The sequence below is a fragment of the Ruegeria sp. AH7 genome, from assembly GCF_056541325.1.
On sequence record NZ_JBQFYF010000002.1, the window covers coordinates 376,882 to 391,372 of the forward strand.

Annotated in this window: 17 protein-coding genes; 10 read left to right on the top strand and 7 right to left on the bottom strand. The window is 56.9% G+C overall.

Annotated elements, in window-relative coordinates:
- Nucleotides 1-61: 61 nt before the first annotated feature.
- Nucleotides 62-1,393 carry a trigger factor gene (gene tig, locus ACR0JX_RS06400; RefSeq protein ID WP_480542399.1) on the top strand — a complete coding sequence of 444 codons (1,332 nt, stop codon included), beginning with the start codon at nucleotides 62-64 and terminating at the stop codon, nucleotides 1,391-1,393.
- A gap of 97 nt (nucleotides 1,394-1,490) precedes the next feature.
- On the opposite strand, the gene ACR0JX_RS06405 is transcribed toward tig, so the two are convergent.
- From ACR0JX_RS06405 to rpsF, 6 genes are all read right to left on the bottom strand, one after another.
- On the bottom strand, nucleotides 1,491-2,345 hold the full coding sequence (locus ACR0JX_RS06405; protein ID WP_480542400.1) for an acyl-homoserine-lactone synthase: 855 nt from the start codon (nucleotides 2,343-2,345) through the stop codon (nucleotides 1,491-1,493).
- Nucleotides 2,346-2,452: 107 nt separating this feature from the next.
- On the bottom strand, nucleotides 2,453-3,154 hold the full coding sequence (locus ACR0JX_RS06410; protein ID WP_480542402.1) for a LuxR family transcriptional regulator: 702 nt from the start codon (nucleotides 3,152-3,154) through the stop codon (nucleotides 2,453-2,455).
- Nucleotides 3,155-3,391: 237 nt separating this feature from the next.
- Entirely contained in the window at nucleotides 3,392-3,877 is a 486-nt protein-coding gene (locus ACR0JX_RS06415) for a transglycosylase SLT domain-containing protein (protein ID WP_480542404.1), read from the bottom strand.
- A 150-nt stretch (nucleotides 3,878-4,027) separates the two neighbouring features.
- The gene (gene rplI, locus ACR0JX_RS06420) at nucleotides 4,028-4,651 is read right to left on the bottom strand and encodes a 50S ribosomal protein L9 (RefSeq protein WP_480542406.1); all 624 of its coding nucleotides are present in this window, start codon (nucleotides 4,649-4,651) and stop codon (nucleotides 4,028-4,030) included.
- Nucleotides 4,652-4,663: 12 nt separating this feature from the next.
- A complete protein-coding gene (rpsR, locus tag ACR0JX_RS06425; protein ID WP_005608650.1) occupies nucleotides 4,664-4,891 on the bottom strand; it encodes a 30S ribosomal protein S18 in 228 nt (75 codons plus the stop codon).
- Nucleotides 4,892-4,918: 27 nt separating this feature from the next.
- On the bottom strand, nucleotides 4,919-5,272 hold the full coding sequence (rpsF, locus tag ACR0JX_RS06430) for a 30S ribosomal protein S6 (RefSeq protein ID WP_142633142.1): 354 nt from the start codon (nucleotides 5,270-5,272) through the stop codon (nucleotides 4,919-4,921).
- 282 nt (nucleotides 5,273-5,554) lie between these two features.
- On the opposite strand from rpsF, the gene ACR0JX_RS06435 reads away from it, so the two are divergent.
- Together ACR0JX_RS06435 and ACR0JX_RS06440 are read left to right on the top strand one after the other, a co-directional pair.
- Nucleotides 5,555-6,073, top strand: a complete 519-nt coding sequence (locus tag ACR0JX_RS06435) for a hypothetical protein (protein ID WP_353006459.1) — start codon at nucleotides 5,555-5,557, stop codon at nucleotides 6,071-6,073.
- 129 nt (nucleotides 6,074-6,202) lie between these two features.
- A complete protein-coding gene (locus ACR0JX_RS06440) occupies nucleotides 6,203-6,775 on the top strand; it encodes a YceI family protein (protein WP_480542409.1) in 573 nt (190 codons plus the stop codon).
- 62 nt (nucleotides 6,776-6,837) lie between these two features.
- On the opposite strand, the gene ACR0JX_RS06445 is transcribed toward ACR0JX_RS06440, so the two are convergent.
- Nucleotides 6,838-8,064 (bottom strand): cytochrome b/b6 domain-containing protein, encoded by a 1,227-nt coding sequence (locus ACR0JX_RS06445; RefSeq protein WP_480542411.1) that lies wholly within the window; start codon nucleotides 8,062-8,064, stop codon nucleotides 6,838-6,840.
- 166 nt (nucleotides 8,065-8,230) lie between these two features.
- Here ACR0JX_RS06445 and fabD point away from each other — a divergent pair, with 166 nt between their 5' ends.
- The 7 genes from fabD to mltG all read left to right on the top strand — a co-directional run bounded on the left by fabD (nucleotide 8,231) and on the right by mltG (nucleotide 14,484).
- Nucleotides 8,231-9,169, top strand: a complete 939-nt coding sequence (fabD, locus tag ACR0JX_RS06450) for an ACP S-malonyltransferase (RefSeq protein WP_480542413.1) — start codon at nucleotides 8,231-8,233, stop codon at nucleotides 9,167-9,169.
- 42 nt (nucleotides 9,170-9,211) lie between these two features.
- Nucleotides 9,212-9,949 (top strand): 3-oxoacyl-[acyl-carrier-protein] reductase, encoded by a 738-nt coding sequence (gene fabG, locus ACR0JX_RS06455; RefSeq protein WP_480542415.1) that lies wholly within the window; start codon nucleotides 9,212-9,214, stop codon nucleotides 9,947-9,949.
- Nucleotides 9,950-10,159: 210 nt separating this feature from the next.
- Nucleotides 10,160-10,393: an acyl carrier protein gene (locus ACR0JX_RS06460; RefSeq protein WP_008756330.1), complete on the top strand. Its 234-nt coding sequence runs from the start codon at nucleotides 10,160-10,162 to the stop codon at nucleotides 10,391-10,393.
- A gap of 139 nt (nucleotides 10,394-10,532) precedes the next feature.
- Entirely contained in the window at nucleotides 10,533-11,072 is a 540-nt protein-coding gene (locus ACR0JX_RS06465) for a GNAT family N-acetyltransferase (RefSeq protein ID WP_480542417.1), read from the top strand.
- Between the two features lie 121 nt (nucleotides 11,073-11,193).
- Nucleotides 11,194-11,937 (top strand): 1-(5-phosphoribosyl)-5-[(5-phosphoribosylamino)methylideneamino]imidazole-4-carboxamide isomerase, encoded by a 744-nt coding sequence (locus ACR0JX_RS06470; protein ID WP_480542418.1) that lies wholly within the window; start codon nucleotides 11,194-11,196, stop codon nucleotides 11,935-11,937.
- Between the two features lie 123 nt (nucleotides 11,938-12,060).
- Nucleotides 12,061-13,326 (top strand): beta-ketoacyl-ACP synthase II, encoded by a 1,266-nt coding sequence (gene fabF, locus ACR0JX_RS06475; protein ID WP_480542420.1) that lies wholly within the window; start codon nucleotides 12,061-12,063, stop codon nucleotides 13,324-13,326.
- Nucleotides 13,327-14,484 carry an endolytic transglycosylase MltG gene (gene mltG, locus ACR0JX_RS06480; protein WP_480542422.1) on the top strand — a complete coding sequence of 386 codons (1,158 nt, stop codon included), beginning with the start codon at nucleotides 13,327-13,329 and terminating at the stop codon, nucleotides 14,482-14,484.
- Nucleotides 14,485-14,491 lie beyond the last annotated feature (7 nt).

Genomic DNA, 14,491 nt, shown 5'->3' on the forward strand with positions numbered 1-14,491 from the left:
GGCGTCAAATTTGCCCGGCGCGCCCGTGTTGCGCGCCCCGAATCCTATGGGGACTACCATAATGCAGGTTACCGAGACGCTGAACGAAGGTCTGAAACGCGGCTACAACATCGTTGTGACCGCAGCTGAGCTGGACGATAAGGTCAACGAAAAACTGACCGAAGCGCAGCCCGAGGTCGAAATGAAAGGTTTCCGCAAAGGCAAGGTGCCGATGGCGCTGCTGAAGAAGCAGTTTGGCCAGCGTCTGTTGGGCGAAGCGATGCAGGAAACCATCGACGGTGCGATGAACAAGCACTTTGAAGACAGCGGTGAGCGCCCTGCGTTGCAGCCTGAGGTCAAGATGACCAACGAGGACTGGAAAGAAGGCGACGATGTCGAGGTCGCAATGTCCTACGAGGCGCTGCCGGAAATCCCAGAAGTTGATCTGAAATCGGTTGAGCTGGAAAAGCTGGTTGTCAAAGCCGATGACGCAGCCGTTGAAGAAGCGCTGAACAACCTGGCGGAAACCGCGCAGGACTTCAAAGCACGTCGCAAGGGTTCGAAAGCCAAGGATGGCGATCAGATCGTGTTCGACTTTGTCGGCAAGGTCGATGGCGAAGAGTTCGAAGGTGGTTCGGCCGAGGACTACCCGCTGGTTCTGGGCTCGAACAGCTTTATCCCCGGCTTTGAAGAGCAGCTGGTTGGCGTGAAGGCCGAAGAAGAAAAGGACGTGAACGTCACTTTCCCGGAAGAATACGGTGCGGAACACCTGGCCGGTAAAGATGCGGTTTTCAGCTGCACAATCAAAGAAGTGAAAGAACCGGTTGCTGCGGAGCTGAATGACGAGCTGGCCAAGAAATTCGGTGCTGAAGATCTGGACGCCCTGAAAGGTCAGATTTCTGAACGTCTGGAAGCTGAATATGCGGGCGCCTCGCGCGCTGTTATGAAGCGCGGCCTGCTGGATGTGCTGGACGAGAAAGTCTCGTTTGACCTGCCCCCGTCGCTAGTTGAGGCCGAGGCCAAGCAGATCGCGCATCAGCTGTTCCACGAAGAAAACCCGGATGTGGAAGGCCACGACCATGGCGAGATTGAGCCGACCGACGAGCACAACAAGCTGGCCGAACGCCGCGTGCGTCTGGGCCTGTTGCTGGCCGAGCTGGGCCAGAAAGCCGAGGTTGAGGTGACCGATGCGGAGATGACTCAGGCGATCATGAACCAGGCGCGTCAGTACCCGGGTCAGGAACGTCAGTTCTTTGAGTTCGTTCAGCAGAACGCCCAGATGCAGCAGCAGCTGCGGGCGCCCATCTTCGAAGACAAGGTTGTCGACTACGTGTTCGAACTGGCCACAGTTGCGGACAAAGAAGTCAGCAAGGACGATCTGCAAAAAGCCGTTGAGGCACTGGAAGAGGAATAATCCTCTTCCCCCCTTTTGTGGGGGTTGAAATAGAGCGGAGCCGCCTTTGAATAAGACGGCTCCGCGTGGGTGGCTTTTGTATTATGAGGTGAGGGGGTCAGGCCTCATGAGCAAAAGCACGGGGGGTATCTAGCAGAGCGTGTCTCTGCTCTGGCGTGAAGGTATCGGTCAGCGTTTCGATCAACCGTAGAACATCTTCACGTTCCTCTTCGGTGCGCGCCGCACTCATCTGCTCGACAAAGTATTTCTCAAGGTCTGTGAGCGGTTTGTGATCGCGGTTCGCGGGTTGCTTCTCGATGGTTTTCTTGGAGTTGAAAAGGGCCAGCGCCTCTTCTTCTTCCAGGAACACGTTCTCGTGGATACCGGCGAATTCGCGAATACCTTGAATTCGTTCATCTGTACAATCCAGCAGCGCGGCCAGAGCCGACACTTTGCCCATCGGAACGGTCTTACCTACATAGTCATAAGGCGCGCAATTCGAGCGTTTCAGAACCCGGTCCATGACCGGATCAATGACAGTGATGATGTCTTCCATGCCAGCATTCTTGGCGTACTCAAGCGAGCCAATCATCAACTCGCAGGTTGCGTAAGAGACCGAGTTCTTCTCTTTCCCGCGACCGAGCCTTTGAGTGTCGACGCAGAAGCGTGTGGATTCCCACATTCTTGCGCTACGGATCGGAGCTTCTCCGTCGAGAATGGCTGAGAAAACATCAGCCAGCATGTGCGGTCCGGTGGTCTGTAGGGCACGCACGGCTGCGACGACATTCCCCCCGTCGTCGAGTCCGATCACATATGCCGGGTCCAGATGATCGAATTCGTCAATCTCCTTCCCGTCTTCGATCTTTACGTCCCATCCAAGGCGCCCGCCGAAAACGCGTGCGCGCAGTTCAAACATTTCGTCGAGAACTTCGCCGAACAGGTGTCTGTTCAGCCCATCAACAACAACAATCATTTTTTCCCCCTTCGAGTGGTTGTTCGGTAAACTAGACGTTACCGTTTTGTCGGGGGTTTTCTATTGGGGGTTTCCCGTATTTTGGCAGAATTTGGGGTTTTTTGTGGTTAACTAGGCGTAATGAGGCCAATGGCAATAGCGCGACCAACCGCTTGTGGCGTTGTCAATGCGCTGAGTTTCTCGCGGCTGGAGCGCAGATGAACCTCAACCGTGCGATGTGAAATCGATAGGATATCGCCGATATCCTGTTGCGATTTCCCCGCTGCAACCCATTGCAGGATCTCGACTTCACGTGTCGAAAGGTTGGGATGGTAGAGCGCACTTGTGACCTCATCAGAAGACACGACATGGTCGTGAATATGTACAGCCATGGATTGCAAGTCGCCAATCACATGGGTGTAGAGCTTGCGCCACTCTTCCTTGCTGCAGTCGCGCGAGGCGCTTAGCAATCCGATATCCCCGAACGGCCCGCGGACAGGTATCGTAACGCCTTGGCTTGATATACCAAATTCACTGGCATCATTGAACATGCGCTGGAATTCGGGGCCGCGTTCCAACCGGCTCCAATCCACGGGTGCAATACTGCGGCGGGCCATGTGGATGGTGGGGTCGATCATGATCAGCCCCTGGTTCTGGTAGTGTTCGTTCCAGGCATCATCATAGGTTACAAAGCCCGCAACCGTACCAGACGCAGGGTTCATGCCTGCATAAGCGGCATGATCCATATCATGCTTTTCGCACACTTGTTTCAGAAACTCGGTGTACCGAGTTTCTGCATCCGGCAGAGTGCTCAGATCAACAATTTCCATGCGGCGTCTACCAACTGCGGCCCATCCCACAAGCCCGATGGTGTCTTCGGACCAGTAGTAAACTTAGAGCGGAACCCAAATTACCTCACATCAGAAAGGACAACATACTTTTTGGAATATGACAAGGCGAGGTGCCAATTGTCTGCACATTTGAGTATAACTTGCGTAGACTAGAACATTTATATCACTATCACCAAATTTCAAATCCACAGGCTGTGCCCCGGATTTGGCACGGTGTCAGGGGGCCGGTCTCAGGCCTGTTTCAACCAGCATTCCGCGCGCTTTTGCTTCGGGATAGAAGCCTTTTGCGTACAGGAAAATAGCCCGTTGCTGGTCACCATCGGATAGCAGCCACGCGCCCCGCAGGTACTTCCCTGCGAACTCCAGATTGGTGTCTGCGTCCAGTAGGCCCTGAGCGTCGCCCTGATAGCCCATTGAGCGCGCTGTGGCCGGCAGAATCTGCAACAATCCGTAATACGGTCGGTTCACAGCCCACGGTCTGTGCGTACTTTCACGGATCGCTAGCTTGTGAACGAGTTCGCGGGGCAGGTCGTAATGATCAGCCCAATTGTTGATCGATGCACGTAGTTCTGGCGTTTCATTGGGGTAGAGCGGAGGATCGAATGCTTCGGTGTCGTTCCGCGATACCTCGGCGGCGCTACACGCGCTTAGGGCTGAGATCGCGATCAAGGTGATGAGGCCACGACGGGAGAAGACTGCCATTTATGTACTCCAAGCTCAGAACTGCGATGATATGGATCGCATTGGGTGTCGCAACCGTATCCCTGAATTTGGGCCGAATTTTGCTGGTTGGAAAACAAAAAAAGGGCCGCGCGGAAGGCGCAGCCCTTTGTTGCGTTCAGCGAGGCCTGATCAGGCTTTTGCTTCGTCTTCTTCAGCAGCGGGTGCTGCGTCGGCAACCAGTTCGTCATCATCCGATGCGGCCGAGCCGATATCGTCGAACAGTTCGGCGATTTCGAATTCAGCAGCGGCTTCTTCTTCGGCAGCCAGTTCCTGAATCGATTTGCCCGAAGCTTGCAGTTCGGCTTCTTCTTCCGAACGGGCAACGTTCATCTTGATTTCGACTTCAACTTCGGGGTGCAGCTTCACGGCGAGCGCGTGCAGACCCAATTCCTTGATCGGTGCGATCAAGGCAATCTGTTTCTTGTCGACGGTAAAGCCTGCTTCGGTTGCGGCGTCTGCGGCGTCACGCGGGGTGACCGAGCCGTACAGAGCGCCCGAATCCGATGCCGAGCGAATCACGATGAACTGCTGACCATCCAGCTTTTCAGCCAGGGCTTCAGCTTCTTTCTTGGTTTCCAGGTTGTGCGCTTCAAGCTGCGCCTTGCGGGCTTCGAACGAGGCGATGTTCGCATCGGACGCGCTCAGGGCTTTGCCCTGGGGCAGCAGGAAGTTGCGGGCGTAGCCGGGCTTGACGTCAACGACGTCGCCCATCTGACCCAGTTTCGCAACGCGTTCCAGAAGGATAACTTGCATGTCAGTCTCTCCTTACTTCACGGCGTAGGGCAGCAGGGCGAGGAAGCGGGCGCGCTTGATAGCACGGGCCAGTTCACGCTGCTTTTTCGCCGAAACGGCGGTGATGCGCGAAGGTACGATCTTGCCACGCTCAGAGATGTAGCGCTGCAGAAGACGGGTGTCTTTATAGTCGATTTTCGGCGCGTTCTCACCCGAGAACGGGCAGACCTTGCGGCGGCGGAAAAATGGTTTTGCGGCCATGGTTTATGTCCTTTCGTCAGGCGTTGATCAGCGGCGCTCGCGGCGGCCTTCGCGCTCGTCGCGCTTCTGCATCTGGACCGAGGGGCCCTCGTTATGCTCGTCGACCTTGATGGTCAGAACGCGCATCACGTCATCATGCAGGCGCATCAGGCGCTCCATTTCCTGAACGGCGCCGGCGGGGGCGTCGGTCTTCAGGAAAGAGTAGTGACCCTTGCGGTTCTTGTTGATCTTGTAGGCCATTGTCTTAACGCCCCAGTACTCGCTGTCGATGACGTTGCCGCCATTGTCAGCCAGAACGGTGCCGAAGTGTTCGACAAGGCTTTCTGCCTGCGCGTTGGACAGATCCTGACGCGCGATCATTACATGCTCATACAGTGGCATGTTCACTCCTGTTTATATCAAGGCGCATTTCAAAGGCGGGGCCATCTGGTCCTTCGCGACCCTGCCACGAGAGGCTGCGCGATTCATACGTAGTGCGAAGGATGGCCCGATATACACGTTTCAGCGCGCGGGGCAAGACCTGCCATAGATGCCTTGGTGAAGTCGCCCAATTTCCTTTGCTGCGCCCAATTCCTGACGCTTTTCGGCTCAAGGTTGTTTACCAAACCGGAGATGAGCCGGACAGTTAGCCGAGAAAGGCAACCTATTCAGGGTGAATATGTTATGACCGCGATGAACACAAACACACTTACCAAGCAGACCCCCAGCGCGAGCTTTGAGCATTCGGTGCCGGTCAAGATCGCGTTCAAGGCGAATTGGCAGGCGCGGATCATTCTAGCGCGGGTTGTTGGCGCGTTTCTGATCGTCTCTGCCTTTTCTATGTGGCTGATGCCCGGGTCGGTGATTGGCGCTGAGGTCTGGCCGATCAAACTAGCTGCATCCATGTTGTTCCTGATTATCGGGGTCAGCCTGCTGACGATCGAGTTGATGGACCCGCGTCCAGACGCCTATTTTGACCCGATCCGCCGCGAAGTGCGCATTCTGCAAAAGAATGAAAACGGTCGTCCACAGACCGTGCTGCGCCGCAGTTATGATACCCTGGGCGGAGCCCGTTTCGAGGATGATGAGGTGGAACTCTATGACGTCGATGGCAGTCTTTTGATGAAACTGCCCTTGCAATCGGCGGATGTTAGCCGAGCGCTCAAAGCGCAATTGAGCCAAACAGTAACAATTTTCGCCTGATTTTTATTCTGTTCAAAAAGGAACAGAGTTTGTGAATCAAAATGACTTGTGTGCCGCCGTTTGGCGGCACATTTTTGTTTCCGAGCAAACGCACTAGTTTGCATAGTGTTCATAAACCCGGAGACTGTCATGAAATCCACACTTCTTGCCGCCGCGCTTGCACTGTCGGCGACCACAGCGTTCGCCAGTGCCGAGAAATACGTTCTGGACCCAAGTCACAGCCAGGTGATCTTCAGCTATGACCACCTTGGTTTCTCGACCACCTATGGCATGTTCTCGGGCTTTGAGGGCGAGATCATGTTTGATCAGGAAGACCCTGCAGCCTCGACTGTGTCGGTATCCATGCCTGTGATGTCGATGTTCACTGGCTGGGAAGCGCGCGAAGATCACTTCATGACCGAAGACTTCTTTGGTGCTTCCGAGGGCGACATGGTCACTTTTACCTCGACCGGTATTGAAGTCACCGGCGAAGGTACAGCCAATATCACAGGTGATCTGACTATGAATGGTGTCACCAAATCGGTTGTTCTGGATGCAAAGCTGAACAAAGTGGATCAGCACCCGATGGCAAACAAGCCTTGGGCTGGTTTCAACGCGACCACAACTCTGGTCCGCAGCGAATTTGATCTGGGCCAGTTCGCCCCGTTCGTCAGCGATGAAGTCGAAGTTCAGATCTCGGTCGAAGCGCAAAAAGCAGACTAAGATCCGATCTAATTCTGGAAAAGAAACCGCCGGTGGCTTTGCCTCGGCGGTTTTTCATAGGTTTATTCGGCCCGGATCGCGGTCAGCTCAATCGCAACCGATACGGCAAAGGCCAGCGAATCCTCGGCTGGCATTGTCGCGCCGATATCGAAATCGAGACGGTTTAGCTCTAGCCGCCCTGCAACGGTTGCGGTGTTGCCCTGAAGTGCCAGGTCGAACGGCAAGACCACATCCAGCGTCTTGTCTCGAATGGTCAGGGGGCCGCGGGCCTCGTACCCGGTTTCTGTTTTATACAGGTCGGCTGCAAACCGCGCGGTTGGAAACTGGCTGCTGTCAAAGAAATCAGCACCCATCGCCTGATCCGTGACCGTTCCAAGGGTAAGCGATCCGATAGATACATTTACATCAACTGATCCGGCAAGACCGGGCTCAGATGGGTCCTCGAAAGCGATGGCTGCTGTCCAATCCGCGAAACTACCGGTGACCGGGCTGCCCAGCTGCGTGATCGTGATCGACAAACTGCCTTCCTGCACCTGCCAATCCGATTGCACCTCGGCCAGCTCTGTCGTGTCGGTATGTGTCTTGGAGTGATCTGCAAAGACACCGATCATTCCGCCGCCGATCAGAACCGCGCCCCAGAGGCACAGCGCTGCGAAGGCGGGCAGGATGGAGTGGTGTTGGGCCGGGGGCTCCGGGGCGTCAGAGTGGCCGGGCAACATGCGACGCAAGGTGCTGTCTTTATCAACTACATGGTGTTTCAAAGCGCCCATGATGTGCAGCGCCAAGGACCCCGCCAGAACCCAAATGAACAGCCAATGCAGCCCGGCTGTGACCTCTGCCACATAGGGCGATTTGGGAACAAAGGGCAGATTTTGGCCAAAGGGCCAGAAAATCGGAGCAAATCCTTCGGCAGCGGCGTGATGTATCCAGCCCGTCAGCGGGACAAGAACCAGAGAGGCATAGAGCATCCAATGCACCGTCTCGGCGGCGAAGGCTTCGGGCTTGTTTTCGGCATTCAGCAGCCCGGGTTTGGTTTGCGTGACGGTCCAGAGGATGCGCCCCAGCGCGACAAAGAACACTGCGATCCCAACGGTCTTATGAATTGAGAACATCTGAGCAGCGCGGGCGATATCCTCTTCTGTGGTTGGGATAGAGGGGTCGTAGATCGCGTGGGCCAGTTGGTTTGCGAACCATCCCAAAGGCAGTGCCGTAAAAATCAGCAGAGCGGTCAGCCAGTGAAAGGCTTTGGTGACACTGCCATAGCTTGAGAACGTGTTAATTGCGGGCATCGGATTGGAACTCCGGATTTGTTTGGCTGTGTCCAACCTAAAGCCACCGGCCGGGCGTGCAAGTAACAGCTTGCGCACATACCCAGTGCCGCTGTGCACCCTACTTGTGCCGCGCCCCTTGTCAGTTTACACCCCGCCGCAACCTAACGTCATCCATGAGGTTGCAATGACACGCGCGTTCGTTTTCCCGGGGCAGGGTGCCCAGACCATCGGAATGGGCAAAGCACTGGCCGAAGCCTATCCGGCCGCCCAAGCCGTTTTTGATGAGGTCGACGACGCACTGGGTGAAAAACTGAGCCATCTGATCTGGGAAGGTGACATTGCTGATCTCACTCTGACGCAGAACGCTCAACCCGCACTGATGGCCACCTCGCTGGCCGCAATGCGCGCGTTGGAGGCTGAGGGTGTCTCGGTCACCGATGCGGCCTTTGTGGCAGGGCATTCGCTGGGGGAATATTCAGCGCTGGCGGCTGCAGGTGCATTGTCGGTCGCCGATACCGCCCGCCTTTTGCGCAAGCGCGGGCAGGCGATGCAAAGCGCGGTTCCCGTAGGCGAAGGCGCGATGGCAGCGATCCTTGGCCTTGACCTAGAGGGCGTGCGCGCCGTGGCCGAAGAGGCCGCACAAGGTGACGTTTGTCAGGCGGCCAATGACAATGATCCGACCCAGGTTGTTGTGTCCGGCGCAAAGGCCGCCGTCGAACGTGCGGCAGAGATTGCCAAAGAAAAGGGTGCAAAACGCGCGATTTTGTTGCCTGTAAGTGCTCCATTTCACTGTGCGCTGATGCAACCTGCTGCAGATGTAATGGCAGAGGCCCTGGCGGCAGTTGAGATCAAAGCTCCGGCAGTGCCTCTGGTCGCCAATGTGCGCGCCGAGGCGGTCTCGGACCCTGATCTGATCCGGCAGTTGCTGGTCGAACAGGTCACCGGTTCCGTGCGCTGGCGTGAAAGCGTGCAGTATATGGCAGCGCAAGGGGTGACCGAAACCTGGGAGATCGGCGCAGGCAAGGCGCTGTCAGGCATGGTGCGCAAGATCAACCGCGACATAGTCGGCAAGGCGGTTGGCACACCTGACGATGTCCAAAAGGCCATTGGCGCCGAATCGTAAGCATAGAATGCGCCCGCAAGGGCGCCTCATGAAGGAAACAGAATGTTTGATTTGACTGGTAAGAATGCGCTGATCACTGGCGCGTCAGGCGGGATCGGAGGCTACATTGCGCGCGCGCTGCATGGTGCGGGGGCCACGGTTGGCCTGTCCGGCACACGGGTAGAGCCGTTGAAAGCGCTGGCAGATGAGCTGGGCGAGCGTGCACATGTTCTGCCTTGCAACTTGAGTGACCCCGAGTCCGTAGAGGCCCTGCCGAAACAGGCAGCCGAGGCCATGGGATCGGTGGATATTCTGGTCAACAACGCTGGGATCACCCGGGACAATCTGTTTATGCGTATGTCCGATGAGGAATGGCAGAGCGTCATCGACGTGAACATGACCTCGACCATGAAACTGTGCAAAGGCGTTATCCGGGGCATGATGAAGGCGCGGTGGGGCCGGATCGTGAATGTCTCGTCCGTCGTGGCTGCGATCGGCAATCCGGGGCAAGCCAACTATGCAGCGTCGAAGGCCGGAATGATCGGCTTTTCCAAGGCCTTGGCGCATGAAGTTGCAACGCGCGGTATTACTGTAAACGCGGTGGCGCCGGGGTTTATCACCACGGCCATGACCGAGAAGCTGACCGAGGAGCAGAAAAAGGGGCTGCTGCTCAAGGTTCCGGCTGGTCGGATGGGCGATCCCGAGGAAATCGCGGCGGCGGTTCTTTACCTAGCCAGCCCCGAAGCAGGTTATGTCACGGGAAGCACCTTGCATGTGAATGGCGGTATGGCCATGTTGTGAGCGCATAACAGGACAGGCGCGAAAGCGTTTGCCTTGTGCGCCGACTATGTTATAGGCGGCGCATCTATGCAGAGGCCGGTTGTTCAGATCGGCCTTCTACTTTCCCGGTGCACCGGGACCCAAACCGCCCGGAATGGGCAAACTAAGGCCAGCCTGAGCGGGCAAGGGCAGAACCGGGCAAACCGCCCTGAATAGGAATGAGGAATAGACATGAGCGACGTCGCAGATCGCGTTAAAAAGATCGTTGTTGAGCACCTGGGTGTTGAAGAGGACAAAGTTGCGGAAAACGCGTCCTTCATCGACGATCTGGGCGCAGACAGCCTGGACACTGTTGAACTGGTCATGGCCTTCGAAGAAGAGTTCGGCATCGAGATCCCCGATGACGCAGCCGAGACCATTCAGACATTCGGCGACGCGGTCAAATTCATCAGCGAAGCGTCCTAAGCGTTTCATTTCTGATCAAAAGCGGCGCTTCCGGGCAACGGAGGCGCCGTTTTTTATTATCTGCCCGCAATTCTGTCTTGCGCCAGTGCCTTTGGCTGAGCACTGTTTCCATTGAGGCATAATTCCAAGTGGGCAGGCTATGATAAGATCCACTCCAATGATCAATACAGCGCGGCTGACATTGTGCGCGATGCGGCCCGAGGATTTTGAGCGCTTTGCCGAAATCTGGCGTGATCCCTGTGTGGTCGAACATATCGGCGGCTCGCCGCGGTCGCGTGGGGAATCCTGGGATTCGTTTTTACGAAACGCCGGGCATTGGCAGATGGCTGGCTTTGGCCAGTGGGGCATTCTGCAGCAATCGAATCGTAAGCTGATTGGTCAGGCCGGGTTTTTCTATGGAAATCGCGGGCTCGGTGAGGATTTCGATGCCTGTCCTGAAGCGGGTTGGGTTTTGGCCACCGAAGCGCAGGGGCAGGGATTGGGATATGAGGCGGCTTTGGCCGCGCATGACTGGTTTGACAGGATTATGCCGGGCCCGTTGGTGGCCATGGTGAATGCCGCCAATGAGTCCTCGCAGAAGCTGGCTAAGAGGCTTGGATATGTGCGGACGCGCGCGGCGCAGTTCAACGGCGCCGATGTTCATCTGCTGCGCCGCAACGGCCCCCCTGTGCGGGCGTAAACACGCCGAAAACCACAGATGCCGCAAATCGACCAAACTTTGCCGATCCCGGTCGAACGGGCGCGGTTCCTGCCTTTATGCTACACTGTGTTTTAGAGCGATTGGGCGAAGGAGCGTGCTCATGAGGATTTACCCCACTATGGAATTGCAGAACGGCCGGTGTGTGACACTGGACAAGGGCCGTCTGGATGAGGCGATGATCTGGCATGTGAATCCGGTTGAAACGGCACGCGGCTGGTCAACAGCGGGTGCTGAGTGGATGCATCTGACGGATTTCGATGCGATCGAAGGGCGCGATACCAATTTCGACCTGGTCGAAGAATTGATCCGTACCGCAGAGATGCCGGTGCAACTGGCCGGTGGCATGCGAAACCGCGAGCAGGTTGAAAACTGGATCGACAAAGGGGCCGGTCGGATCGTTATCGGAACCCTAGCAGCCCGGGACCCGAACCTTGTCAAGGAACTGGCGAAGCTTTATCCGGACCAGATCGTTCTGGCGGTGGATGTCTGGAAAGGGTTCGTCATGACCGAAGGGTGGCGCAGCCAAAGTGCATTCACGCCTGAGGCGTTCATCGACGCGTTTGATGGCACACCTTTTGCCGCCATTCTCGTCACCGATATTGACAGCGATGTGGAAGATGTCGAGGCGCAGCTTGGATTAATCTCTGGGTTGGCACAGCATTCTCGGACACCGGTCATTGCCAGCGGGGTTGTACGCACGGCCGACGATATCTCGCGCCTTAGCTATATACCTAACATCGCGGGGGCCTTGGTGGGCCGCGCATTGTTCCGCAAGACCGTGGATCTGTCCGATGTGCTTGACGTTGCCGCCTCGGCGCGGGAACCCGTCGCGCAGTTTCAGTAGTACCGCAAAGATTGACAGCAAGGCGGTAAGTCGCTTGCGCCGATTATCGCCTTGCTCTTGCCCCCGGACCCCGGGCCGGGGTATGAGCGTTTCTCATAACAGCAAGCAGGCAAGAGGCACTACATGCGCAGAGTCGTCGTAACCGGTCTGGGATTGGTCACTCCTTTGGCCAGCGGGGTCGAAGAAACCTGGTCGCGCCTGTTGGACGGTGAGTCCGGCGCAGGCCCCATCACGTTGTTTGATGCCGAAGCAAGCGGTGTCACCACGACATATGCATGCGAAGTTCCCCGTGGCGACGGAACAAACGGCACATTCAATCCTGACGATTGGATGCCGCCGAAAGAACAGCGCAAGATCGAGGATTTTATCCTGTATTCCATCGCTGCAGCCGAAATGGCGTGCAAGGATGCAGGCTGGACCCCGGAAGGTGAGGAAGATCGCCTGCGGACGGGGGTTCTGATTGGGTCCGGAATTGGTGGTCTAGGCTCGATTGCCGAAACCGCCAATCTGATCCGTGACAAGGGGCCGCGCCGCGTGTCGCCCTTCTTTATTCCAGGCGCGTTGATCAATCTGGCCTCGGGTCAGGTGTCGATCCGGTTTGGGTTCAAGGGACCGAACCATTCGGTCGTGACGGCTTGCTCCACGGGGGCACATGCGATTGGCGACGCCAGCCGGATCATCCGCGCGGGGGATGCGGATGTGATGATCGCAGGCGGCGGCGAAGGCTGTATCTGTGAGATCGGAATTGCGGGTTTTAATGCGTGCAAAGCGCTGTCGACCAAATATGCCGACGATCCGAAGAAAGCCAGCCGCCCTTATGACATCGACCGCGACGGATTTGTCATGGGCGAAGGTTCGGGCATCGTGGTGCTGGAAGACTATGAACATGCCAAGGCGCGCGGTGCCAAGATTTATGCCGAAGTGCTGGGCTATGGCATGTCGGGTGACGCCTATCACATCACCGCACCGTCCGAAGATGGAGACGGGGCCGAGCGTTCGATGAAGGCCGCGCTGCGTAGTGCGGGGCTGGAGCCTAAGGACCTAGACTATATCAACGCGCATGGCACCTCGACCATGGCGGACACAATCGAACTGGGCGCGGTAGAGCGCCTGTTGGGTGACCATGCCACGAACGCCACGATGACCTCGACCAAATCGGCCACTGGGCATTTGCTGGGTGCTGCGGGCGCGATTGAGGCGATCTTCTCGATCCTCGCGATCCGGGATCAGGTGGCCCCGCCGACGATCAACCTGGACAACCCTGCGGTTGAAACCGCGATTGATCTGGCACCGAATGCCAAGAGTGAGCGTGAGATCAATGTAGCCCTGTCGAACTCGTTCGGGTTTGGCGGCACCAATGCCAGCGTGATCTTCGGGAAAGTCAGTTAAATGTGGCGGGCCATTGCATCAAACGCGCTGACCATTCTGGTGGTCGGCCTGTTTCTGATGGGCGGTCTGATCCTGTGGGGCCAGAGCCAGTATAAGGCCGAAGGCCCGTTAGAAACTGCGATCTGTTTGCAGGTTGCAGGCGGATCGAACATGACCCGCGTCAGCCGTGAGCTAGAGGATCAGGGCGCCATCAGCAGTGCCACGATCTTTCGTATGGCGGCGGATTACACCGACCGGTCGCAACAGTTGAAGGCTGGTAGCTTTCTGGTGCGCGAAGGTGCGTCGATGGAGGAGATTATCGACGAAATCACCAGCAGCGGCGCCAGCACCTGTGGGTCTGAGATAGAATACCGGATCGGTGTGACCCGTGCCCAGACCCGGGTGCGCGAACTGAATCCGGCGACGCTGGATTTCGATGAGATCGCGTCATTCGATGCTGCGGAAGAAGAAGCGCCTGAGGCTTATACCGAAAAACGTGGCGAAACGGATACTCGCTATCGTGTGTCGCTGGCCGAGGGTGTGACCTCGTGGCAGGTGGTGGAGGCGTTGAAGGGTTTTGAAGCACTGAGCGGTGAGGTGACTGAGATTCCCGCTGAAGGGTCGTTGGCACCCGACAGCTATGATGTCGCTGCCGGGCAGGACCGGAATGAAATCCTGAAGGCGATGCAGGATAAGCAGCAATTGCGTATCAATGCAGCTTGGGAGAACCGACAGGACGGTCTGCCGCTGCAAAGCCCAGAAGAGATGTTGATCCTTGCGTCGATCATCGAGAAGGAAACCGGCGTTGCTGGTGAACGCGGGCAGGTGGCGAGCGTGTTTGTAAACCGTTTGAATCAGGGCATGCGGCTGCAAACGGACCCGACTGTGATCTATGGTGTCACCAAGGGGCAGGGGACGTTGGGGCGTGGGCTGCGTCGCAGCGAATTGAACCGCCCAACGCCTTGGAACACCTATCAGATCGATGGTTTGCCACCTACACCGATTGCGAACCCCGGTCAGGCGAGCCTTGAGGCTGCCGTGTCCCCGGACAACACGGATTTCATTTTCTTTGTTGCCGATGGAACAGGTGGTCATGCCTTTGCTGAGACGTTGCAAGAACATAACCGCAATGTCGCCAAATGGCGCGAGATTGAGGCCGAGCGGAATTCGGGCAACTAAACTAAGA

Bases quoted from the DNA above. Each gene is read 5' to 3' on its own strand.
- fabG (WP_480542415.1), top strand. From the start codon at position 9,212: ATGTTTGATTTGACTGGTAAGAATGCGCTGATCACTGGCGCGTCAGGC.
- rpsF (WP_142633142.1), bottom strand. From the start codon at position 5,272: ATGCCACTGTATGAGCATGTAATGATCGCGCGTCAGGATCTGTCCAAC.
- rpsR (WP_005608650.1), bottom strand. From the start codon at position 4,891: ATGGCCGCAAAACCATTTTTCCGCCGCCGCAAGGTCTGCCCGTTCTCG.
- tig (WP_480542399.1), top strand. From the start codon at position 62: ATGCAGGTTACCGAGACGCTGAACGAAGGTCTGAAACGCGGCTACAAC.
- ACR0JX_RS06440 (WP_480542409.1), top strand. From the start codon at position 6,203: ATGAAATCCACACTTCTTGCCGCCGCGCTTGCACTGTCGGCGACCACA.
- ACR0JX_RS06405 (WP_480542400.1), bottom strand. From the start codon at position 2,345: ATGATTGTTGTTGTTGATGGGCTGAACAGACACCTGTTCGGCGAAGTT.
- fabD (WP_480542413.1), top strand. From the start codon at position 8,231: ATGACACGCGCGTTCGTTTTCCCGGGGCAGGGTGCCCAGACCATCGGA.
- fabF (WP_480542420.1), top strand. From the start codon at position 12,061: ATGCGCAGAGTCGTCGTAACCGGTCTGGGATTGGTCACTCCTTTGGCC.
- ACR0JX_RS06415 (WP_480542404.1), bottom strand. From the start codon at position 3,877: ATGGCAGTCTTCTCCCGTCGTGGCCTCATCACCTTGATCGCGATCTCA.
- mltG (WP_480542422.1), top strand. From the start codon at position 13,327: ATGTGGCGGGCCATTGCATCAAACGCGCTGACCATTCTGGTGGTCGGC.
- ACR0JX_RS06470 (WP_480542418.1), top strand. From the start codon at position 11,194: ATGAGGATTTACCCCACTATGGAATTGCAGAACGGCCGGTGTGTGACA.
- ACR0JX_RS06410 (WP_480542402.1), bottom strand. From the start codon at position 3,154: ATGGAAATTGTTGATCTGAGCACTCTGCCGGATGCAGAAACTCGGTAC.
- ACR0JX_RS06465 (WP_480542417.1), top strand. From the start codon at position 10,533: ATGATAAGATCCACTCCAATGATCAATACAGCGCGGCTGACATTGTGC.
- ACR0JX_RS06460 (WP_008756330.1), top strand. From the start codon at position 10,160: ATGAGCGACGTCGCAGATCGCGTTAAAAAGATCGTTGTTGAGCACCTG.
- rplI (WP_480542406.1), bottom strand. From the start codon at position 4,651: ATGCAAGTTATCCTTCTGGAACGCGTTGCGAAACTGGGTCAGATGGGC.
- ACR0JX_RS06445 (WP_480542411.1), bottom strand. From the start codon at position 8,064: ATGCCCGCAATTAACACGTTCTCAAGCTATGGCAGTGTCACCAAAGCC.
- ACR0JX_RS06435 (WP_353006459.1), top strand. From the start codon at position 5,555: ATGACCGCGATGAACACAAACACACTTACCAAGCAGACCCCCAGCGCG.